Source organism: Streptomyces mangrovisoli (assembly GCF_000974985.2).
In the GTDB taxonomy this organism is placed as follows: domain Bacteria; phylum Actinomycetota; class Actinomycetes; order Streptomycetales; family Streptomycetaceae; genus Streptomyces; species Streptomyces mangrovisoli.
The window spans coordinates 1-17,018 of record NZ_LAVA02000050.1 but is presented as its reverse complement, the minus strand read 5'-3'; the positions used below and the strand labels follow the sequence as shown (position 1 = coordinate 17,018).

The window sequence follows — 17,018 nt, the reverse complement described above, 5'->3', positions numbered from 1 at the left end:
GGACGAACCGGCGGGGCGCACGTCCACGGGTGCGTCACCCGGGGCTCAGGCCAGCAACTCCACCTCCGCCAGAGTCGATTCGCCGTCCAGGACCAGGCGGTAGTGGCGGTAGTCGCCCGGGTGGGCGACGGTGAACGCCCTGGTCTGCCGGTCCCAGCGGAAGCTCTCGCCCTCGCGCCGGTCCACGGTCCGCCAGGTGGCGCCGTCGCGCGAGCCCTGGAGCGTCCAGCCGGTCGGGGCCTTGGTGTGGTCGGCCGACGAGGTCAGCGTGTACTGGACGCCCTTCACGTCGTCCGTCACCGGCAGGTCCACGGAGGTCACCGTGGCGTCCGTGGCCGAGGTGTCGTCGAACAGGGCGCCGTCGCCCTTCAGCGCGTCCGCGCGCGGCGTCGGCGCCGTGTCGCCCTGAGTGACCGAGACGGGCCCCGCGTTCTTGCCGGTGCCCCACGACGACGGCTTCGGGCCCATCGCGAAGTCCAGGGTGCCGCCGCGGGAGAGCAGCGAGTGCGGCAGCGAAGTGGAGTTCCACGTCTGCCCGTTCACCCTCACACCCTGCACGTACACGTTCTTCGCGCTGTTCTTCGGCGCCCTGATCACCAGGTCGTGCCCGTTCTCCAGATGGACGGTCGCCTTGGTGAACAGCGGTGAGCCGATGGTGTATTCACCGCTGCCCATCACCAGCGGGTAGAAGCCGAGGGCGGAGAAGAGATACCAGGCCGACTGTTCGCCGTTGTCCTCGTCGCCGTGGTAGCCCTGGCCGATCTCGCTGCCGACGTACAGCCGCGAGAGCGCCTCGCGGACCTTGGCCTGCGCCTTGTACGGCTCGCCCGCCGCGTCGTACATGTAGATCACGTGGTGCGCGACCTGGTTGGAGTGGCCGTACTGGCCCATCCGCACGTCCCGTGCCTCGGTCATCTCGTGGATGATCCCGCCGTAGGAGCCGGCGAAGTCCGGGGACGCGGTCTCCGGCGTGGCGAAGTAGGTGTCCAGCTTGTCGGCGAGGGCCGAGCGGCCGCCGTAGAGGTCGGCGAGTCCGCGGCTGTCCTGGGGGACCGAGAACGCGTAGCCCCAGCCGTCGGTCTCCGTGTAGTCGTAGCCCCACACACGTGGGTCGTACGACGCGGAGTCCACGCGCCAGTCGCCCTTCGCGTCCCTGCCCTGGAAGAAGCCGGCCTGCTTGTCGAAGAGCCGGACGTAGTCCTGGGCGCGGTTGAGGAAGTAGTCGGACTCCTCCTTGTAGTGCTGCTCGCCGGTCTTCTTGTAGAGGGCCTTGCCCATCTGCGCGATGCCGTAGTCGTTGACGTAGCCCTCCATCGCCCAGGAGAAGCCCTCGCCGGTGTCGGTGCTGGTGTAGCCGAGGAAGGGCGAGGTGCTCATGCCCTTGCGGCCCACACCCGACGTGGGCGGCACGACGGTGGCGTTCTTCAGGGCCGCGTCGTACGCCGCCGCCGCGTCGAAGTCGACGCCCTTGACGTAGGCGTCGGCGAAGGCGACGTCGGAGGAGGTGCCGGTCATCAGGTCGGCGTAGCCGGGCGAGGACCACCGGGAGGTCCAGCCGCCGTCCTTGTACTGCTGCACGAACCCGTCGACCATGTCGCCCGCCTGACCGGGTGTCAGCAGCGAGTAGGCGGGCCAGGTGGTCCGATAGGTGTCCCAGAAGCCGTTGTTGACGTACACCGTGCCGTCCACGATCTTCGCGCCGGTGTGGGTCGGGGTGTCCGGGCCCGGCATCTTGGAGAACGGCGAGGCGTACTGGTTCTTGCCGTCCACCGTCTCGAAGCCCGAGTTGGGGTAGAGGTAGAGCCGGTACATGCTGGAGTACAGGGTGGTGAGCTGGTCCGAGGTCGCGCCTTCCACCTCGACCTTGCCGAGCAGCCGGTCCCAGGTGCGCTGCGCCTTCGCCTCGACGTCGCTGAACGAGGCGCCGTCCGGGATCTCCTGGGCCAGATTGGCCTTGGCCTGGTCGACGCTGATCAGCGAGGTCGCGAGGCGCAGGGTGACCGTGCGGTCGGCGCCCGCGTCGAAGCGCAGATAGCCCTTGACGCCGTTCGCGGCGCCGTCGGTGACCGGCTTGTCGAAGACGCCGTAGACGAACAGCCGGGTCGCGCCGGTCGACAGCCCCGACTTCACGTCCGAGTAGCCGGTGACGACGCCGTGTTCCTGGTCGAGGGTGAGGCCCGCCTGCTCGGTGACGTTGTCGAACAGCACGCTCGCGTCGTCGCCGGGGAAGGTGAAGCGCAGGGACGCCGCGTGGTCGGTCGGGGCGATCTCCGCCTTCAGGCCGTTCTCGAACTTCACGCCGTAGTAGTAGGGTCGCGCGGTCTCGTTCTCGTGCCGGAACTCCAGTTCGCGGGCGGTGCGCCCGGTGTCGGGGGTGCCGGACGCGGCCGACGGCATCACCTGGAAGGTCTGCCGGTCGCCCATCCACGGGCTCGGCTCGTGGCTCGCGCTGAACGCCTGGATGGTCGGCAGGTTGTCGTCGTCGTTGGCGCGGGAGTACTCGTACAGCCAGCTGAGCGAGGACGCGTTGGTCACCGGCGTCCAGAAGTTGAAGCCGTGCGGGACGGCCGTCGCCGGGAAGTCGTTGCCGCGCGAGAAGGAGCCACTGGAGTTGGTGCCGCGGGTGGTGAGGACGTAGTCCGACAGATGCGCCTTCGGCCTCTCCGGTGCGACGGTCTTCAGCGCCACGTCGTCCAGCCAGCCGCGGAACTTCGCGGGTCCGGACGGGGAGTCGTAGCCGATGAGGATCCGGTCGACGGTCTTGCCTGCCGCGACCGAACCGATCCGGGAGACCACGTTGTTCCACTGGTTGACGTAGAGCCCCTTCGCGTCGCCCTGCCCGCGCGGGCTGAGCGCGAAGCCGTGGCCGTCCACCGCGCCGAGGTCGCTGAGGTAGGTGCCGTCGGTGAAGGCGAGGTCCACGGAGACGTTCGTGGCGTCGTAGTCCCGGTCCCCGTCCGCCATCTGCGGATAGATCCGGTACGACAGTTCGGTGTCCCGGCCGACGGCCACGTTCACGTCGAAGACCTTGTTGTACGAGTACGCCCGCCCGTCCGCGGTGTGCCGCCCGGCGTAGCGCAGCGCGCGCCGCCCGGTGTACCCGGCCGCGGCCTTGGCGGTCGGCGAGCCGCTCGGGCCCCGGTCGACCAGCGACAGCATGTCCTCGGGCACCGGTCCGCCGCCCGCGCCCGTGGCGAACTGCACGTCCGCGATCTGGAGGATGTCGGAGACGCCGGCGGTGCGCGTGACCTCCAGCCGGAAGTGCTGGAACTCGGCCGGTTCGGCGAGGCCGTAGGACTTCGTCCGGAACCGCTCGCCGAACGATTCGCCGGAGCGGGTGTCGACGGTCTTCCAGTCCTTGCCGTCGGTGGAGCCGGCCAGGCTCCAGTCCGCCGGGTCGCGCTCGGCGTGGTCGTTGGCCGAGGTGAGCGCGTACGTGGTGATGTCCACCGGTTTGTCGAAGTCGAACTCGACCCAGCCGGTGGGCTCGAACGTCAGCCACTTGGTGCCCTGTTCGCCGTCGACGAGGTTCTCCTTCACCTCGCCCGCACCGGTGTTCTCGCCGCTCGCCCGGAGGTCGGTGACGTGGTCGTCGACATTGCCCGGGATGCCGGTGCTGTAGCCGCCGTCGACCCCCGAGGCCCGCTCGGTGCCGTCCGGCGCGGTGTCGACGGTGTTCAGCCAGTCGGGCGCCGGATCTCCCGTCTCGAACGAGGACGCGAACTCCCGGTCCGCCGCGGGTGCCTTGGCGGGCAGGGCGACGGCCGCCCCCTGCATACCGGCCACCCATGCGAAAGCGGCCGCCAGGGCGACCGCCGGAAGCCATCTGTGCCGTGTTCTGCGCTGCACGAGGAAACACCCTCCCTGCACTGCGGACAACGTTGTCATAATCACGCGCAAGGACCAGTAGGGAGTCAAGTGGCGGGGGATGTCAAGGGTGTTGGGTGTGGCATTCGGGGTCAATGCGGAGGAAATTCCGCTCGGGCGATCCACAGGGCGCTCATATTTCCGCGAGGTCTCAACTCGGAAAAGACCAACTGCCAACCTTGCATTCGATCTTGCTCCGCTGGCGGGAAGTGGACTATACCTGTCGGCACCCGAAGAGCTCTCCGGGTGCCGGCGAGCGGGTCCGGGGGAGCTGGAAAGGGCGGTTTGACGTGCCGTAATGCGCCGACCGCCGCGCATGTGAATCCTTCCCCCGGCAGATCACGCACACAGCACTTCCTGCACGACCCAGCTTGACCCGACAGCGGTGCCGGGGAGGATCCGGTTCACCGCCTGAGTCCTGGAGAAGGCGAGGACTTGAGCATGGGATCCACTTCCGCCGAGAACCGCGACGCCCAAGGCGTCGGCCGCCGCGACCTGATCAAGCGCTCCGCGGCGCTCGGCCTGGTCACCGTACCCACCATGAGCTTCCTGGCCGCCTGCGCGAGCGGCGGCGGGGACGACAGCAGCGGCGGCGACGCCGACAAGGGCACCGCTTCCAAGACCAACCCCTTCGGCGCGAAGAAGGGCAGCAAGCTCGACGTCGTCGTCTTCAAGGGCGGTTACGGCGACGACTACGCCAAGGCGTGGGAGGCCTCGTTCAAGAAGTCGAACGGGATCACCTCCACCCACACGGGCACCCAGGAGATCACCGGCAAGCTCCAGCCGCGCTTCAACGCCGGCAACCCGCCGGACATCGTGGACGACTCGGGTGCCCAGCAGATCAAGATCGACGTCCTCTACAAGAACGGGCAGCTGCTCGACCTCGCCGCCGTCCTCGACGCCCCGTCGGTCGACGACCCCAGCAAGAAGGTGCGCGACACGCTCATCGCGGGCACCCTCGACCCGGGCGTCCAGGAGGGCAAGGTCGTCGCCCTCAACTACATCTACACGGTGTGGGGCCTGTGGTACTCCGGCAAGCTCTTCAAGGAGAAGGGCTGGACGGCGCCCAAGACCTGGGACGACTTCCTCGCCGTCTGCCAGCAGGCGAAGAAGGCCGGCATCGGCGGCCTCGCCCACCAGGGCAAGTACCCGTACTACATCAACGTCGCCATCATGGACCTGATCGCCAAGAAGGGCGGCATCGACGCCGTCAAGGCGATCGACAACCTGGACTCCAAGGCGTTCGTGGGCTCCGACGCGGCCCAGGCCGGCGTCGAGGCCATCTACGAGGTCGTGGAGAAGGGCCTGTTGATGTCCGGCACCAACGGCCTGACCCACATCGAGTCCCAGACCCGCTGGAACCAGTACCAGGCCGCCTTCATCACCTGCGGCTCCTGGCTGGAGAACGAGCAGCTCAAGCAGACCCCCGCCGACTTCGAGATGACGTTCCTGCCCATGCCGCTGCTGGACGGCAGCAAGATGCCGTTCGAGGCGATCCGGGCCGGCTCGGGCGAGCCGTTCATCATCCCCGCCAAGGCCGGCAACCTCCCCGGCGCCAAGGAGTTCATGCGCCGCATGCTCTCCAAGGAGTGGTCGACCTCCTTCGCCAAGGAGGCCAACTCGCTCACCATCCTCAAGGACGGCGTCGACGCCAGCGTCAAGCTGCGCCCCGGCACCCAGTCCACGGTCGAGGCGTCCAAGGCGGCCGGTGACAACACCTTCCGCTACCTCTACCCGGACTGGTACAGCGAGATGGACACCTCCATCCAGAACGCGTCCAACGAGCTGATGGCCAAGCGCATCCAGCCCAAGGAGTGGCTGAAGCGCTGTCAGGCCGCCGTCGACAAGCAGGCCAAGGACCCGGCCTCCAAGAAGAACCGGCACGAGTAGACCGCGGACGGCGCCGCGGGTCGGGCTCCGGGCCCGGAGGGTGCATCCTCCGGGCCCCGGGCCTGCCGCGCGGCGCCGCGCGGCTCCCCGCGTCCCGCGGGGGCGCGCCACCGACCGGAACACCAGTGGGGCAGGAACGCCAATGCGCACAGGGCAGCACCGGTTCGTCGCGGGATTTCTCCTCGTTCCCGTGGCGCTCTACCTGATCTTCGTCATCTGGCCGTACATCCAGACGTTCGGCTATTCGCTGACCGACTGGAAGGGACAGTCGCAGACCTTCAAGTTCGTCGGCCTCGACAACTACAAGGCGCTGATCCACGACGACGTCTTCATGGAGGCCATCTGGCACAACATCCTGTTCCTGATCTTCATCCCGGTGATCACCATTCTGCTCGCCCTGTTCTTCGCGTTCATGGTGAACGCGGGCGGGCGCAGCAAAGCGGGCGGAGTTCAGGGCGTCGCCGGATCGAAGTTCTACAAAATCGTCTACTTCTTCCCGCAGGTGCTCTCGCTCGCGATCGTCGCGGTGCTGTTCAACGCCGTGTACCGCAGCGACGGCGGCGGCCTGCTCAACGGCGTACTGATCAAGATCCACCTGGTGGACCCGAACAATCCCGTCGAATGGCTCAACGAGCCGAACATGGTGCTGTGGGCGCTGCTCGCCGCCGTGGTCTGGCACGGTGTCGGCTTCTACCTGGTGCTGTTCTCGGCCGCCATGCAGTCCATCCCGCGGGACGTCTACGAGGCCGCCCTGATCGACGGGGCGAGCCGCAACCAGTCCTTCTTCCGCATCACCCTGCCCCTGCTGTGGGACACCGTGCAGACCGCCTGGGTCTATCTGGGCATCGTCGCGATGGACATGTTCGTCCTGGTCTCCTCCATGACCCAGAACATGGGCGCCTACGGCGGCGGCCCGGACCACCACAGCGACGTCATGTCGACGGTGATGATGCGCAACTTCGAGTACTTCGGAAAGAGCGGCTACGCCTGTGCCATGGGCGTGGTCATGCTGCTGCTGACCCTTGTCCTGTCCGTGGTGATGCTGCGTGCCACCCGCCGTGACCGCGTCGAGTTCTGAGCGGGAGACATCAAGATGAGCGCACCCCTCAAGGAGACCGCCGCGCAGGGCGCCGGCGTCCCGGCCCAGCGGACCGCGTCCAGGACTCCGGCCCGGCCGGGGGAGCGGCGCGGCGAAGGCGTCGTGCTGAACGCCTTCTCGCACGGCTTCCTGGCCCTGTGGGCCCTGCTGATCATCCTGCCGCTGCTGTGGCTGGTGTTCAGCTCCTTCCGGTCCGACGCGCAGATCGGCGGTTCCGCCTTCGGCTGGCCGCAGGCGTGGTCCTTCGACGTCTTCCGGCGCGCCTGGAACAAGGGCATCGGGGACTATTTCCTCAACACGGTCATCGTGCTGGTCTTCTCCGTGCCGCTGACCATGCTGTTCGGCTCGATGGCGGCGTACGTGCTGGCCCGCTACCGCTTCTGGGGCAACCGGGTCGTCTACTACTTCTTCGTCGCCGGGGCCATGTTCCCGGTGTTCCTCGCCCTGGTCCCGCTGTTCTTCATGGTCAAGCGGCTGGACATGCTGAACACCTACCAGGGGCTGATCCTGGTCTACGTCGCCTACTCGATGCCGTTCACGGTGTTCTTCATGCACGCCTTCTTCCGCACGCTGCCGACGGCGGTGTTCGAGGCGTCCGTGCTGGACGGCGCGTCGCACACCCGGACCTTCTTCCAGGTGATGCTGCCGATGGCGAAGCCGGGCCTGATCAGCGTGGGCATCTTCAACACCCTGGGCCAGTGGAACCAGTTCATCCTGCCGACGGTCCTGATGCAGCCGCAGAGCGGCTCCGATCCCGAGCGCTATGTCCTCACCCAGGGTCTGATCCAGCTCCAGCAGCAACAGGGATACGCCTCCGACCTGCCGGTCCTGTTCGCCGGCGTCACCCTCGCCATGATCCCGATGCTGGTCGTCTACCTGTCCTTCCAACGCCAGGTCCAGGCCGGTCTGACCTCGGCGACGCTGAAGTAGCCGCAGCCGGCCGCGCCGCGGCGGTCCCGGCGCGCTCCGGCCCCGTGCGCGCCCGCGCACGGGGCGTGACCGACCCCGCGTACGCCGCTCCCGGCCCCCGGAGGCGGCGTACGTACATACATTCGAAGGGTGTGGCCTAGTACCTGGATACGGTTCAACCTCTTGACGGGAGGCAACCCGAACGGCTCAGCTTAGAGTTCACTAGTTGGACATAGACGGGGCCTCATCGATGCGGTCCCGCGCGCAGGAGGTCGTCGTGGAGACTCCGGGGTCGCAGTCGTCGCTGCACCGAGCCAACCTGGAGCGGGTCGTCCGGGCCGTACGGCTGGCCGGATCGCTCACCCAGGCGGAGATCGCGAGGACGACCGGACTGTCCGCGGCGACGGTCTCCAACATTGTGCGGGAGCTGAAGGACGGCGGGACCGTCGAGGTCACCCCCACGTCCGCGGGCGGCAGGCGGGCCCGCAGCGTGTCGCTGAGCGGGGACGCCGGAATCGTCATCGGCGTCGACTTCGGGCACACCCATTTGCGCGTCGCGATCGGGAACCTGGCCCATCAGGTGCTGGCCGAGGAGTCCGAGCCGATGGATGTCGACTCCTCCGCGGCCCAGGGCTTCGACCGGGCGGAGGAGCTGGTCAACCGGCTCATCACGGCCACCGGAGTGGACCGTTCCAAAATCGCCGGCGTGGGCCTGGGCGTGCCCGGCCCGATCGACGTGGAGTCCGGCAGCCTGGGCTCCACGGCCATTCTGCCGGGCTGGACCGGCACCAGACCGGGCGAGGAGCTCAGAGAGCGCCTGGGCGTGCCTGTGCACGTCGACAACGACGCCAACCTCGGGGCCCTCGGCGAGCTCGTCTGGGGCAGCGGCAAGGGCGTACGGGACCTCGCGTACATCAAGGTGGCCAGCGGCGTGGGGGCCGGTCTGGTGATCAACGGCAAGATTTATCGCGGCCCAGGTGGCACAGCCGGAGAAATCGGACATATTACTCTTGATGAGTCCGGCCCGGTCTGCCGCTGCGGAAACCGTGGCTGCCTGGAGACGTTTGCGTCCGCGCGCTATGTGCTGCCGTTGCTCCAGCCCAGTCATGGCAATGAATTGACCATGGAAGGTGTGGTGCGGCTGGCCCGGGACGGCGACCCGGGCTGCCGTCGCGTGATCGCCGACGTCGGCCGACACATCGGCAGTGGAGTCGCGAATCTCTGCAACCTCCTCAACCCGAGCCGTGTGGTTCTCGGCGGCGATCTCGCCGAGGCCGGTGAGCTGGTGCTCGGTCCCATCCGGGAGTCAGTCGGCCGCTACGCCATCCCCAGTGCGGCCCGTCAACTCTCCGTTCTCCCAGGGGCACTTGGCGGCCGCGCGGAGGTGCTAGGAGCGCTCGCTCTCGCACTCAGCGAGATGGGCGATTCGACCCTTTTGGACGGCACTCTGCACGCGTCGGCACCCGCCTTCACTTAGAGAACGGATGACGCCGTTGCCGACTCGTTAAGTATTTACTTCTTGACGTCGCACTCGTGGCCGAGTTGACTTCCAGCCACCTCGGCCGCAGCGTTGCGGCCCTGTCAGGGAGGCACCCCCAAAATGAACGCAACGATGCGTAGAGTCGTCATCGGTACGGCTGCGGTTTCCATGGCTCTCTCCGTGGCCGCGTGTGGCAAGGCCGGCGACAAGAAGGACGACTCGTCGAGCAGCAGCTCCAGCAGCAAGACCATCGGTCTCCTGCTCCCCGACAGCGTCACCGCCCGGTACGAGAAGTTCGACAAGCCGTACTTCGAGGCCAAGGTCAAGGCCGAATGTGCCGACTGCAAGGTCGAGTACGCGAACGCCGCCGGTGACGCCGCCAAGCAGGCCCAGCAGGTCAGCAGCATGATCACCAAGGGTGTCGGGGTCATCGTGATCTCCGCCCAGGACTCGGCCGCGATCAAGTCCTCGATCCAGTCCGCCGTGGACAAGGGCATCAAGGTCATCGCGTACGACCGCCTCGCCCAGGGTCCGGTCTCCGCCTACGTCTCCTTCGACAACGTCAAGGTCGGCGAGCTCCAGGGCGAGGCCCTGCTCACCGCCCTCGGCGACAAGGCGACCAAGAAGTCGAAGATCGTCATGATCAACGGTGACGACGCCGACCCGAACGCCGGTCAGTTCAAGAAGGGCGCGCACCAGGCCCTCGACGGCAAGGTCGACATCGCCTACGAGCAGTCCGGCCTGTGGAAGGACACCGTCGCGGCGCAGAAGATGTCCGCGGCCATCACGCAGCTCGGTGCGAAGAACATCGCGGGCGTCTACTCGGCGAACGACGGCATGGCCGGCGGCATCGCCAACACCCTCAAGGGCGCCGGCATCTCCGGTATCCCGCTGACGGGCCAGGACGCCGAGCTCGCGGGCATCCAGCGCATCGTGGCCGGCACGCAGTCCTCCACGGTCTACAAGGCGTTCAAGCCCGAGGCCGAGGCCGCTGCCCAGCTCGCGGTCAACCTGCTCAACAACAAGAGCATCTCGGACCTGGCCACCACCACCCAGACCAGCGGCTCCGGCGACAAGGTGCCCTCGCAGCTGCTGACCCCGGTGTCGGTCACCAAGGCCAACATCAAGGACACGGTCGTCAAGGACGGTCTGTACACGATCGACCAGATCTGCACCGCCGACTACGCCAAGGCCTGCAAGGCTGCCGGCCTCCAGTAATCGGTCCGATCTGAGCTGACAGGCCAGGGGCTCCCCGAGCCCCTGGCCCAGCCGGGACTCCGGTCCCACCGGCGGGGACCACGGTCCCCGTCCAGGGATTCGGTCCCCTCGCAGGGACAACGGAGTCCCCGAGCCGAGGACCGCCCGTGCGGCGGTCCAGCGAAGCCCCTCCGACGCCCGACCCGGCCTTCATACCCCGCTGCCGGGTCGGGCGTCGGAAGGAACCGTTGCCAACGGCAGCGGATTCGCGCATGTTCATCTTGTAAACCTGTGCTTTGTGCACAACCCTCCGCGCCTTACCCAAGCGCGGCATCCCCGCCGGTCAGGCGGCGAAGGAGATGGTTCACGTGTCCGCTACGCCCGTGCTGGCGTTGCGCGGAGTCTCCAAGCGATTCGGTGCGGTTCAGGCCCTCACCGATGTCGAGCTGGAGGTTCACGCCGGAGAAGTGGTCGCCCTGGTCGGCGACAACGGCGCAGGGAAGTCGACCCTGGTCAAAACGATCGCCGGTGTCCACCCCATCGATGAGGGCGTCATCGAGTGGGAGGGCAACCCGGTCAACATCAACAAGCCGCACGACGCCACCGGTCTCGGCGTCGCGACGGTCTACCAGGACCTCGCTCTGTGCGACAACCTCGACGTGGTGGGCAACCTCTACCTCGGGCGCGAGCTTCTGCACCGCGGCGTCATCGACGAGGTGTCGATGGAGAAGAACGCCCGGGAACTGCTGAGCACCCTTTCGATCCGCATCCCGAGCGTGCGCATCCCGATCGCGAGCCTCTCCGGTGGCCAGCGTCAGGTCGTCGCCATCGCCCGTGCGCTGATCGGCCAGCCCAAGCTCGTCATCCTCGACGAGCCGACCGCCGCCCTCGGCGTCGAGCAGACCGCCCAGGTCCTCGACCTCGTGGAGCGACTGCGCGAGCAGAACCTCGCGGTCATCCTCATCAGCCACAACATGGCCGACGTCAAGGCGGTCGCCGACACCGTCGCCGTCCTGCGCCTGGGCAAGAACAACGGTTCCTTCTCCGTGAAGGACACCAGCCACGAAGAGATCATCGCCGCGATCACCGGTGCCACGGAAAACGCCGTGACCCGTCGTGCGGGGCGTCGCAGCACGGAGGCCGCGAAGTGAGCGACACGTCCAACGTTTCGAAGACGGACGCCACGGAGCAGGACACCGTGGCTCCGGCGGAGGACCCCACGGCCGCCCCGGTCGCCGTGGTCGACCCCCGTCTGCTGGTCCGTGAAGAGGGCTTCAAGGGCTACATCACGGAGTTCAAGCGCAAGATCAAGGGCGGCGAGCTCGGCTCCCTCCCGGTCTTCGTCGGCCTGATCATCATCTGGACGATCTTCCAGGCGAAGAACAGCCTCTTCCTCAGCGCCGACAACCTGTCGAGCATCAGCTACTTCATGTCGGCCACCGGCATGCTGGCCATCGGCCTGGTGTTCGTACTGCTGCTCGGCGAGATCGACCTCTCCGTCGGCTCGGTCAGCGGCCTGGCGTCCACGGTGTTCGCCGTCTTCGTGGTCACGCACGGCATGAACCCGTGGCTGGCGCTGGTCCTGACGATCATCACCGGTATCGGCATCGGTGCCATCCAGGGCTGGTTCTTCGCGAAGATCGGCGTGCCGGCCTTCGTCGTCACCCTGGCCGGCTTCCTCGGCTGGAACGGTCTGATGCTGTGGCTGCTGGGCTCCAGCGGCACGATCAACATCCCGGCCGACTCCGGCCCGGTGCACCTGCTCGGCCAGAACTCGTTCTTCATGGACCAGGCCGTCGTCGGCGCCTACGTCCTGGCCGGTCTCGGCGTCGTCCTGGCCCTCGTCGGCCAGTTCAACGACCAGCGCCGCCGCAAGGCCGCGGGTGTGCCGTTCCGGCCCACCAGCGAGATCCTGCTGCGCGTCGTCCTGCTCGCCATCGCGTCCTTCGCGGCCGCGGCCGTGCTGAACAACGCCTCCGGTGTCTCCAACGCCCTGGTGATCTTCCTCGCGTCCCTGGTGATCGTGGACTTCGTGCTCCGTCGTACGACGTTCGGCCGCAAGGTCTTCGCGGTCGGCGGTGGCATCGAGGCCGCGCGTCGTGCCGGCATCAGCGTGCCGATGGTCCGCATCACGGTGTTCGCCATCTCGGGTGCCTTCGCGGCCATCGGCGGTATGTTCTTCGCCGGTCAGACCGCCAGCGCCACGCTGAACGCCGGTGGCGGCAACACCCTGATGCTCGCCATCGCGGCGGCCGTCATCGGTGGTACGAGCCTCTTCGGCGGCCGCGGCAGCGTCTGGTCGGCCCTGCTGGGCATGCTGGTCATCCAGTCCATCCAGACCGGTCTCGACCTGCTCAACATGAACACCTCGATCCAGTACATGATCACGGGTGGCGTGCTTCTGGGCGCGGTCGTCATCGACTCGGTCTCCCGCAAGAGCCAGAAGGCCGCGGGCCGCGCCTAGCGCGGGCCGGCGGCGCTCCCAGCGCCGCCGGGGTGCGGTGCCCCCGCGCCGCCAGGGTGCGCGGAGCCGCGCAGAAACGGTCTGTCACGGCCGTGGACGCCGGCTCCCCGCCCCCACTCGGGACGGCCCCGCCGTCCCGTCGTACGGTCCCTGTGCCCGGCACCAACGGCGGTGCCGGGCACAGCCGTGTCCTGGAGGAGGGACACGGCGGGCACGGTGGTGTCATGGGCGTGCCCTGACCGGGGTACCGCCGAACGGGTGACACCTCACGTACGGCCCGGACGCCGGTCGCCGAGCCGGAACATTAGACTCGGGCGAACCCGGCAACAGCTCGATCACTGCAAGGAGGCACGGGTGGCGCTGCTGACCCGCATCACGGGACCGCGCGATCTGGACCGGCTCACCCTGGAGCAGCTCGACCAGCTGGCCGGGGAGATCCGGACCTTCCTCGTCGACGCGGTCTCCAAGACCGGCGGCCACCTCGGCCCGAACCTGGGTGTCGTGGAGCTCACCATCGCTCTGCACCGCGTCTTCGAATCCCCCGAGGACAAGGTGCTCTGGGACACCGGCCACCAGTCCTACGTGCACAAGCTGCTCACCGGCCGGCAGGACTTCTCCCGGCTGAAGATGAAGGGCGGCCTGTCCGGCTACCCCTCGCAGGCGGAGTCCGAGCACGACGTCATCGAGAACAGCCACGCGTCCACCGTGCTCGGCTGGGCCGACGGCCTCGCCAAGGCCAACGAGGTCCTGCAGCGGGACCGCCACGTCGTCGCCGTGATCGGTGACGGCGCGCTGACCGGCGGCATGGCCTGGGAGGCGCTGAACAACATCGCCGACGCCAAGGACCGCCCGCTCGTCATCGTCGTCAACGACAACGAGCGGTCGTACGCGCCGACCATCGGCGGCCTCGCCAACCACCTGGCCACCCTGCGCACCACCGACGGCTACGAGCGCTTCCTGGCCCGTACCAAGGACCTCCTGGAGCGCACCCCGGTCCTCGGCAAGCCGCTCTACGACACCCTGCACGGCGCGAAGAAGGGCCTGAAGGACTTCATCGCCCCGCAGGGCCTCTTCGAGGACCTCGGCCTGAAGTACGTCGGCCCGATCGACGGCCACGACATCGAGGCCCTGGAGTCCGCGCTGGCCCGCGCCAAGCGCTTCGGCGGACCGGTGATCGTGCACTGCCTCACCGAGAAGGGCCGCGGCTACCAGCCCGCCCTCCAGGACGAGGCCGACCGCTTCCACGCCGTCGGCAAGATCCACCCCGACACCGGCCTGCCCATCGCCTCCTCCGGCGCCGACTGGACCTCCGTCTTCGGCGAGGAGATGGTCAGGCTCGGCCGGGAGCGCAAGGACGTCGTCGCGATCACCGCCGCAATGCTCCAGCCGGTCGGCCTCGACAAGTTCGCCAAGGAGTTCCCCGAGCGCGTCTACGACGTCGGCATCGCGGAACAGCACGGCGCCGTCTCCGCGGCCGGCCTCGCCACCGGCGGAGTGCACCCCGTCTTCGCCGTCTACGCCACCTTCCTCAACCGCGCCTTCGACCAGGTCCTCATGGACGTGGCCCTGCACAAGTGCGGGGTGACCTTCGTCCTGGACCGGGCCGGCGTCACCGGCACCGACGGCGCCTCCCACAACGGCATGTGGGACATGTCGATCCTCCAGGTCGTCCCCGGCCTCAGGCTCGCCGCGCCGCGCGACGCCGACCAGGTCCGCGCCCAGCTGCGCGAGGCCGTCGACGTCACCGACGCGCCGACCGTGGTGCGCTTCTCCAAGGGCGCCGTGGGCCCCGCCGTCCCCGCCGTGGGCACGGTCGGCGGCATGGACGTGCTGCGCGAGCCGGGCACGGACACGCCCGACGTGCTGCTCGTCTCCGTCGGCGCGCTGGCCCCGATGTGCCTGGAGATCGCCGCCCTGCTCGACCGGCAGGGCATCTCCACCACCGTCGTCGACCCGCGCTGGGTCAAGCCGGTCGACGAGGCCATGGCCCCGCTCGCCGAGCGGCACCGGGTGGTCGTCACCGTCGAGGACAACTCCCGGGTCGGCGGCGTCGGCTCCGCGATCGCGCAGGCCCTGCGGGACGCGGGCGTGGACATGCCGCTGCGCGACTTCGGCATCCCGCCGCGCTTCCTCGACCACGCCTCGCGCGCCGAGGTCATGGCGGAGATCGGCCTGACCGCGCCGGACATCGCCCGCCAGGTCACCGGCCTGGTCGCCAAGCTCGCAGGGCAGCCGGGGGACCGGCTCAACCCGGGCGGACGCACCGAGGCCGAGCAGCCGGAGCCCGCCCGCGACCAGCTCAGCTGAGCCCTCCGCCCTCCCACGGGCCGGTTCCGCCACTCGTACAGGTGGCGGAACCGGCCCGTTTGCGTGAACCTGCCTGTGCCGGGGCACACGGTTTCCCGGCCCTCTCGATCATGTCGAGGACGACAAGCGTGGGAGGTAGGGACGTGAGCAGCACGCTCTTCAGGACGAAGAACATCGAACAGTCCATCAAGGACACCGAGGAACCGGAGCACGCGCTCAAGAAGTCGCTGTCGGCGCTCGACCTGACGGTGTTCGGCGTCGGGGTGATCATCGGCACCGGCATCTTCGTCCTCACCGGCACCGCCGCCAAGAACACGGCCGGTCCCGCCGTCTCCCTCTCCTTCGTCGTCGCCGGCGTGGTCTGCGCGCTCGCCGCGCTGTGCTACGCCGAGTTCGCCTCCACGGTCCCGGTCGCGGGATCGGCGTACACCTTCTCCTACGCCTCGCTGGGCGAGTTCCCCGCCTGGATCATCGGCTGGGACCTGGTCCTGGAACTGGCCCTCGGCACGGCGGTGGTGGCCGTCGGCTGGTCCGGCTACATCCACTCGCTGCTCGACAACGCCGGCTGGCAGATGCCCGAGTCGCTCAGCGGCCGGGACGGCGCCTCCGGGTTCGGCTTCGACATCCTCGCCGCGGCGCTCGTCCTGGTGCTGACGGCCATCCTCGTCGTCGGCATGAAGCTCTCCGCGCGGGTCACCTCGGTCGTCGTCGCCATCAAGGTGGCCGTCGTCCTCGTCGTGATCATCGCGGGCGCCTTCTTCATCGAGAGCGACAACTACAAGCCCTTCATCCCCAAGGCGCAGTCCGTCGAGGCGGGCGGCAGTCTCAAGGCACCCCTCATCCAGCTGATGTTCGGCTGGGCGCCGTCGAACTTCGGCGTCATGGGCATCTTCACCGCCGCGTCCGTGGTGTTCTTCGCCTTCATCGGCTTCGACGTCGTGGCCACCGCCGCCGAGGAGACCCGCCACCCGCAGCGGGACGTGCCCCGCGGCATCATCGGCTCACTGATCATCTGCACCACGCTGTACGTCGCCGTGTCGATCGTCGTCACCGGTATGCAGAAGTACAGCTCGCTGTCGATCGACGCCCCGCTCGCCGACGCGTTCAAGGCGACCGGCCACCCCTGGTTCGCGGGCCTGATCAGCTTCGGCGCCGCCGTGGGCCTGACCACCGTGTGCATGATCCTGCTGCTCGGCCAGTCCCGGGTGTTCTTCGCGATGAGCCGCGACGGGCTGCTGCCCCGGTTCTTCTCCCACACCCACCCGAAGTTCCGCACGCCGTACCGCCCCACGATCCTGCTCGGCGTGATCATCGCGATCGTCGCCGGCTTCACCAGCCTCAGCGAGCTGGCCGAACTCGTGAACATCGGCACGCTCTTCGCCTTCATCGTCGTGGCGATCAGCGTCATCATCCTGCGCCGCACCCGCCCCGACCTGGAGCGGCCCTTCCGCACCCCGTTCGTGCCCTGGCTGCCGGTCCTGTCGGTGCTGGCCTCGCTGTGGCTGATGCTGAACCTGCCCGCGGAGACGTGGCTGCGGTTCGGCATCTGGATGGTGATCGGCCTGGCCGTGTACTTCCTCTACGGCCGCACCCACAGCCGGCTGGCACGCGGGGAGCAGGCGGCGGGGGCGGCGCCGGGCGGGGGCGCGTAGCCCCTGTCAGGGGCGCGGGGAACCGCGCGAACGGGCCCCACCGGCCCGCACCCGGCCACCGAGCGCGGTGGCACCCCGCGGGCGGGTCGTAGGCCGTACGGCAGCGGGGAGCGGGCAGCGGGCAGCGGGTCCTTGACCGACGTAGGGCCTCGG

10 protein-coding genes are annotated in these 17,018 nt (G+C 68.5%); 9 read left to right on the top strand and 1 reads right to left on the bottom strand.

Features of this window, described 5'->3' with window-relative positions:
- Positions 1–45: 45 nt before the first annotated feature.
- Positions 46–3,849 carry a GH92 family glycosyl hydrolase gene (locus tag WN71_RS21785; RefSeq protein WP_420856516.1) on the bottom strand — a complete coding sequence of 1,268 codons (3,804 nt, stop codon included), beginning with the start codon at positions 3,847–3,849 and terminating at the stop codon, positions 46–48.
- A gap of 459 nt (positions 3,850–4,308) precedes the next feature.
- Between WN71_RS21785 and ngcE the strand changes: the two genes are divergently transcribed.
- The 9 genes from ngcE to WN71_RS21740 all read left to right on the top strand — a co-directional run bounded on the left by ngcE (position 4,309) and on the right by WN71_RS21740 (position 16,865).
- The gene (gene ngcE, locus WN71_RS21780) at positions 4,309–5,757 is read left to right on the top strand and encodes an N-acetylglucosamine/diacetylchitobiose ABC transporter substrate-binding protein (RefSeq protein WP_046590513.1); all 1,449 of its coding nucleotides are present in this window, start codon (positions 4,309–4,311) and stop codon (positions 5,755–5,757) included.
- Positions 5,758–5,899: 142 nt separating this feature from the next.
- Complete coding sequence (locus WN71_RS21775; RefSeq protein WP_046590511.1) at positions 5,900–6,835, top strand: carbohydrate ABC transporter permease; 936 nt, start codon at positions 5,900–5,902, stop codon at positions 6,833–6,835.
- 15 nt (positions 6,836–6,850) lie between these two features.
- The gene (locus WN71_RS21770) at positions 6,851–7,786 is read left to right on the top strand and encodes a carbohydrate ABC transporter permease (protein WP_046590510.1); all 936 of its coding nucleotides are present in this window, start codon (positions 6,851–6,853) and stop codon (positions 7,784–7,786) included.
- Positions 7,787–8,042: 256 nt separating this feature from the next.
- Positions 8,043–9,242 carry an ROK family transcriptional regulator gene (locus tag WN71_RS21765; RefSeq protein WP_046590560.1) on the top strand — a complete coding sequence of 400 codons (1,200 nt, stop codon included), beginning with the start codon at positions 8,043–8,045 and terminating at the stop codon, positions 9,240–9,242.
- A gap of 135 nt (positions 9,243–9,377) precedes the next feature.
- On the top strand, positions 9,378–10,463 hold the full coding sequence (locus tag WN71_RS21760) for a sugar ABC transporter substrate-binding protein (protein ID WP_046590509.1): 1,086 nt from the start codon (positions 9,378–9,380) through the stop codon (positions 10,461–10,463).
- Between the two features lie 338 nt (positions 10,464–10,801).
- Complete coding sequence (locus tag WN71_RS21755; protein ID WP_079178012.1) at positions 10,802–11,593, top strand: ATP-binding cassette domain-containing protein; 792 nt, start codon at positions 10,802–10,804, stop codon at positions 11,591–11,593.
- Complete coding sequence (locus tag WN71_RS21750) at positions 11,590–12,906, top strand: sugar ABC transporter permease (RefSeq protein WP_046590503.1); 1,317 nt, start codon at positions 11,590–11,592, stop codon at positions 12,904–12,906. The genes WN71_RS21755 and WN71_RS21750 overlap by 4 nt, the downstream gene beginning before the upstream one ends.
- Positions 12,907–13,260: 354 nt before the next feature.
- On the top strand, positions 13,261–15,213 hold the full coding sequence (gene dxs / locus WN71_RS21745; protein ID WP_046590501.1) for a 1-deoxy-D-xylulose-5-phosphate synthase: 1,953 nt from the start codon (positions 13,261–13,263) through the stop codon (positions 15,211–15,213).
- Between the two features lie 143 nt (positions 15,214–15,356).
- Positions 15,357–16,865 (top strand): amino acid permease, encoded by a 1,509-nt coding sequence (locus WN71_RS21740; RefSeq protein ID WP_046590499.1) that lies wholly within the window; start codon positions 15,357–15,359, stop codon positions 16,863–16,865.
- Positions 16,866–17,018 lie beyond the last annotated feature (153 nt).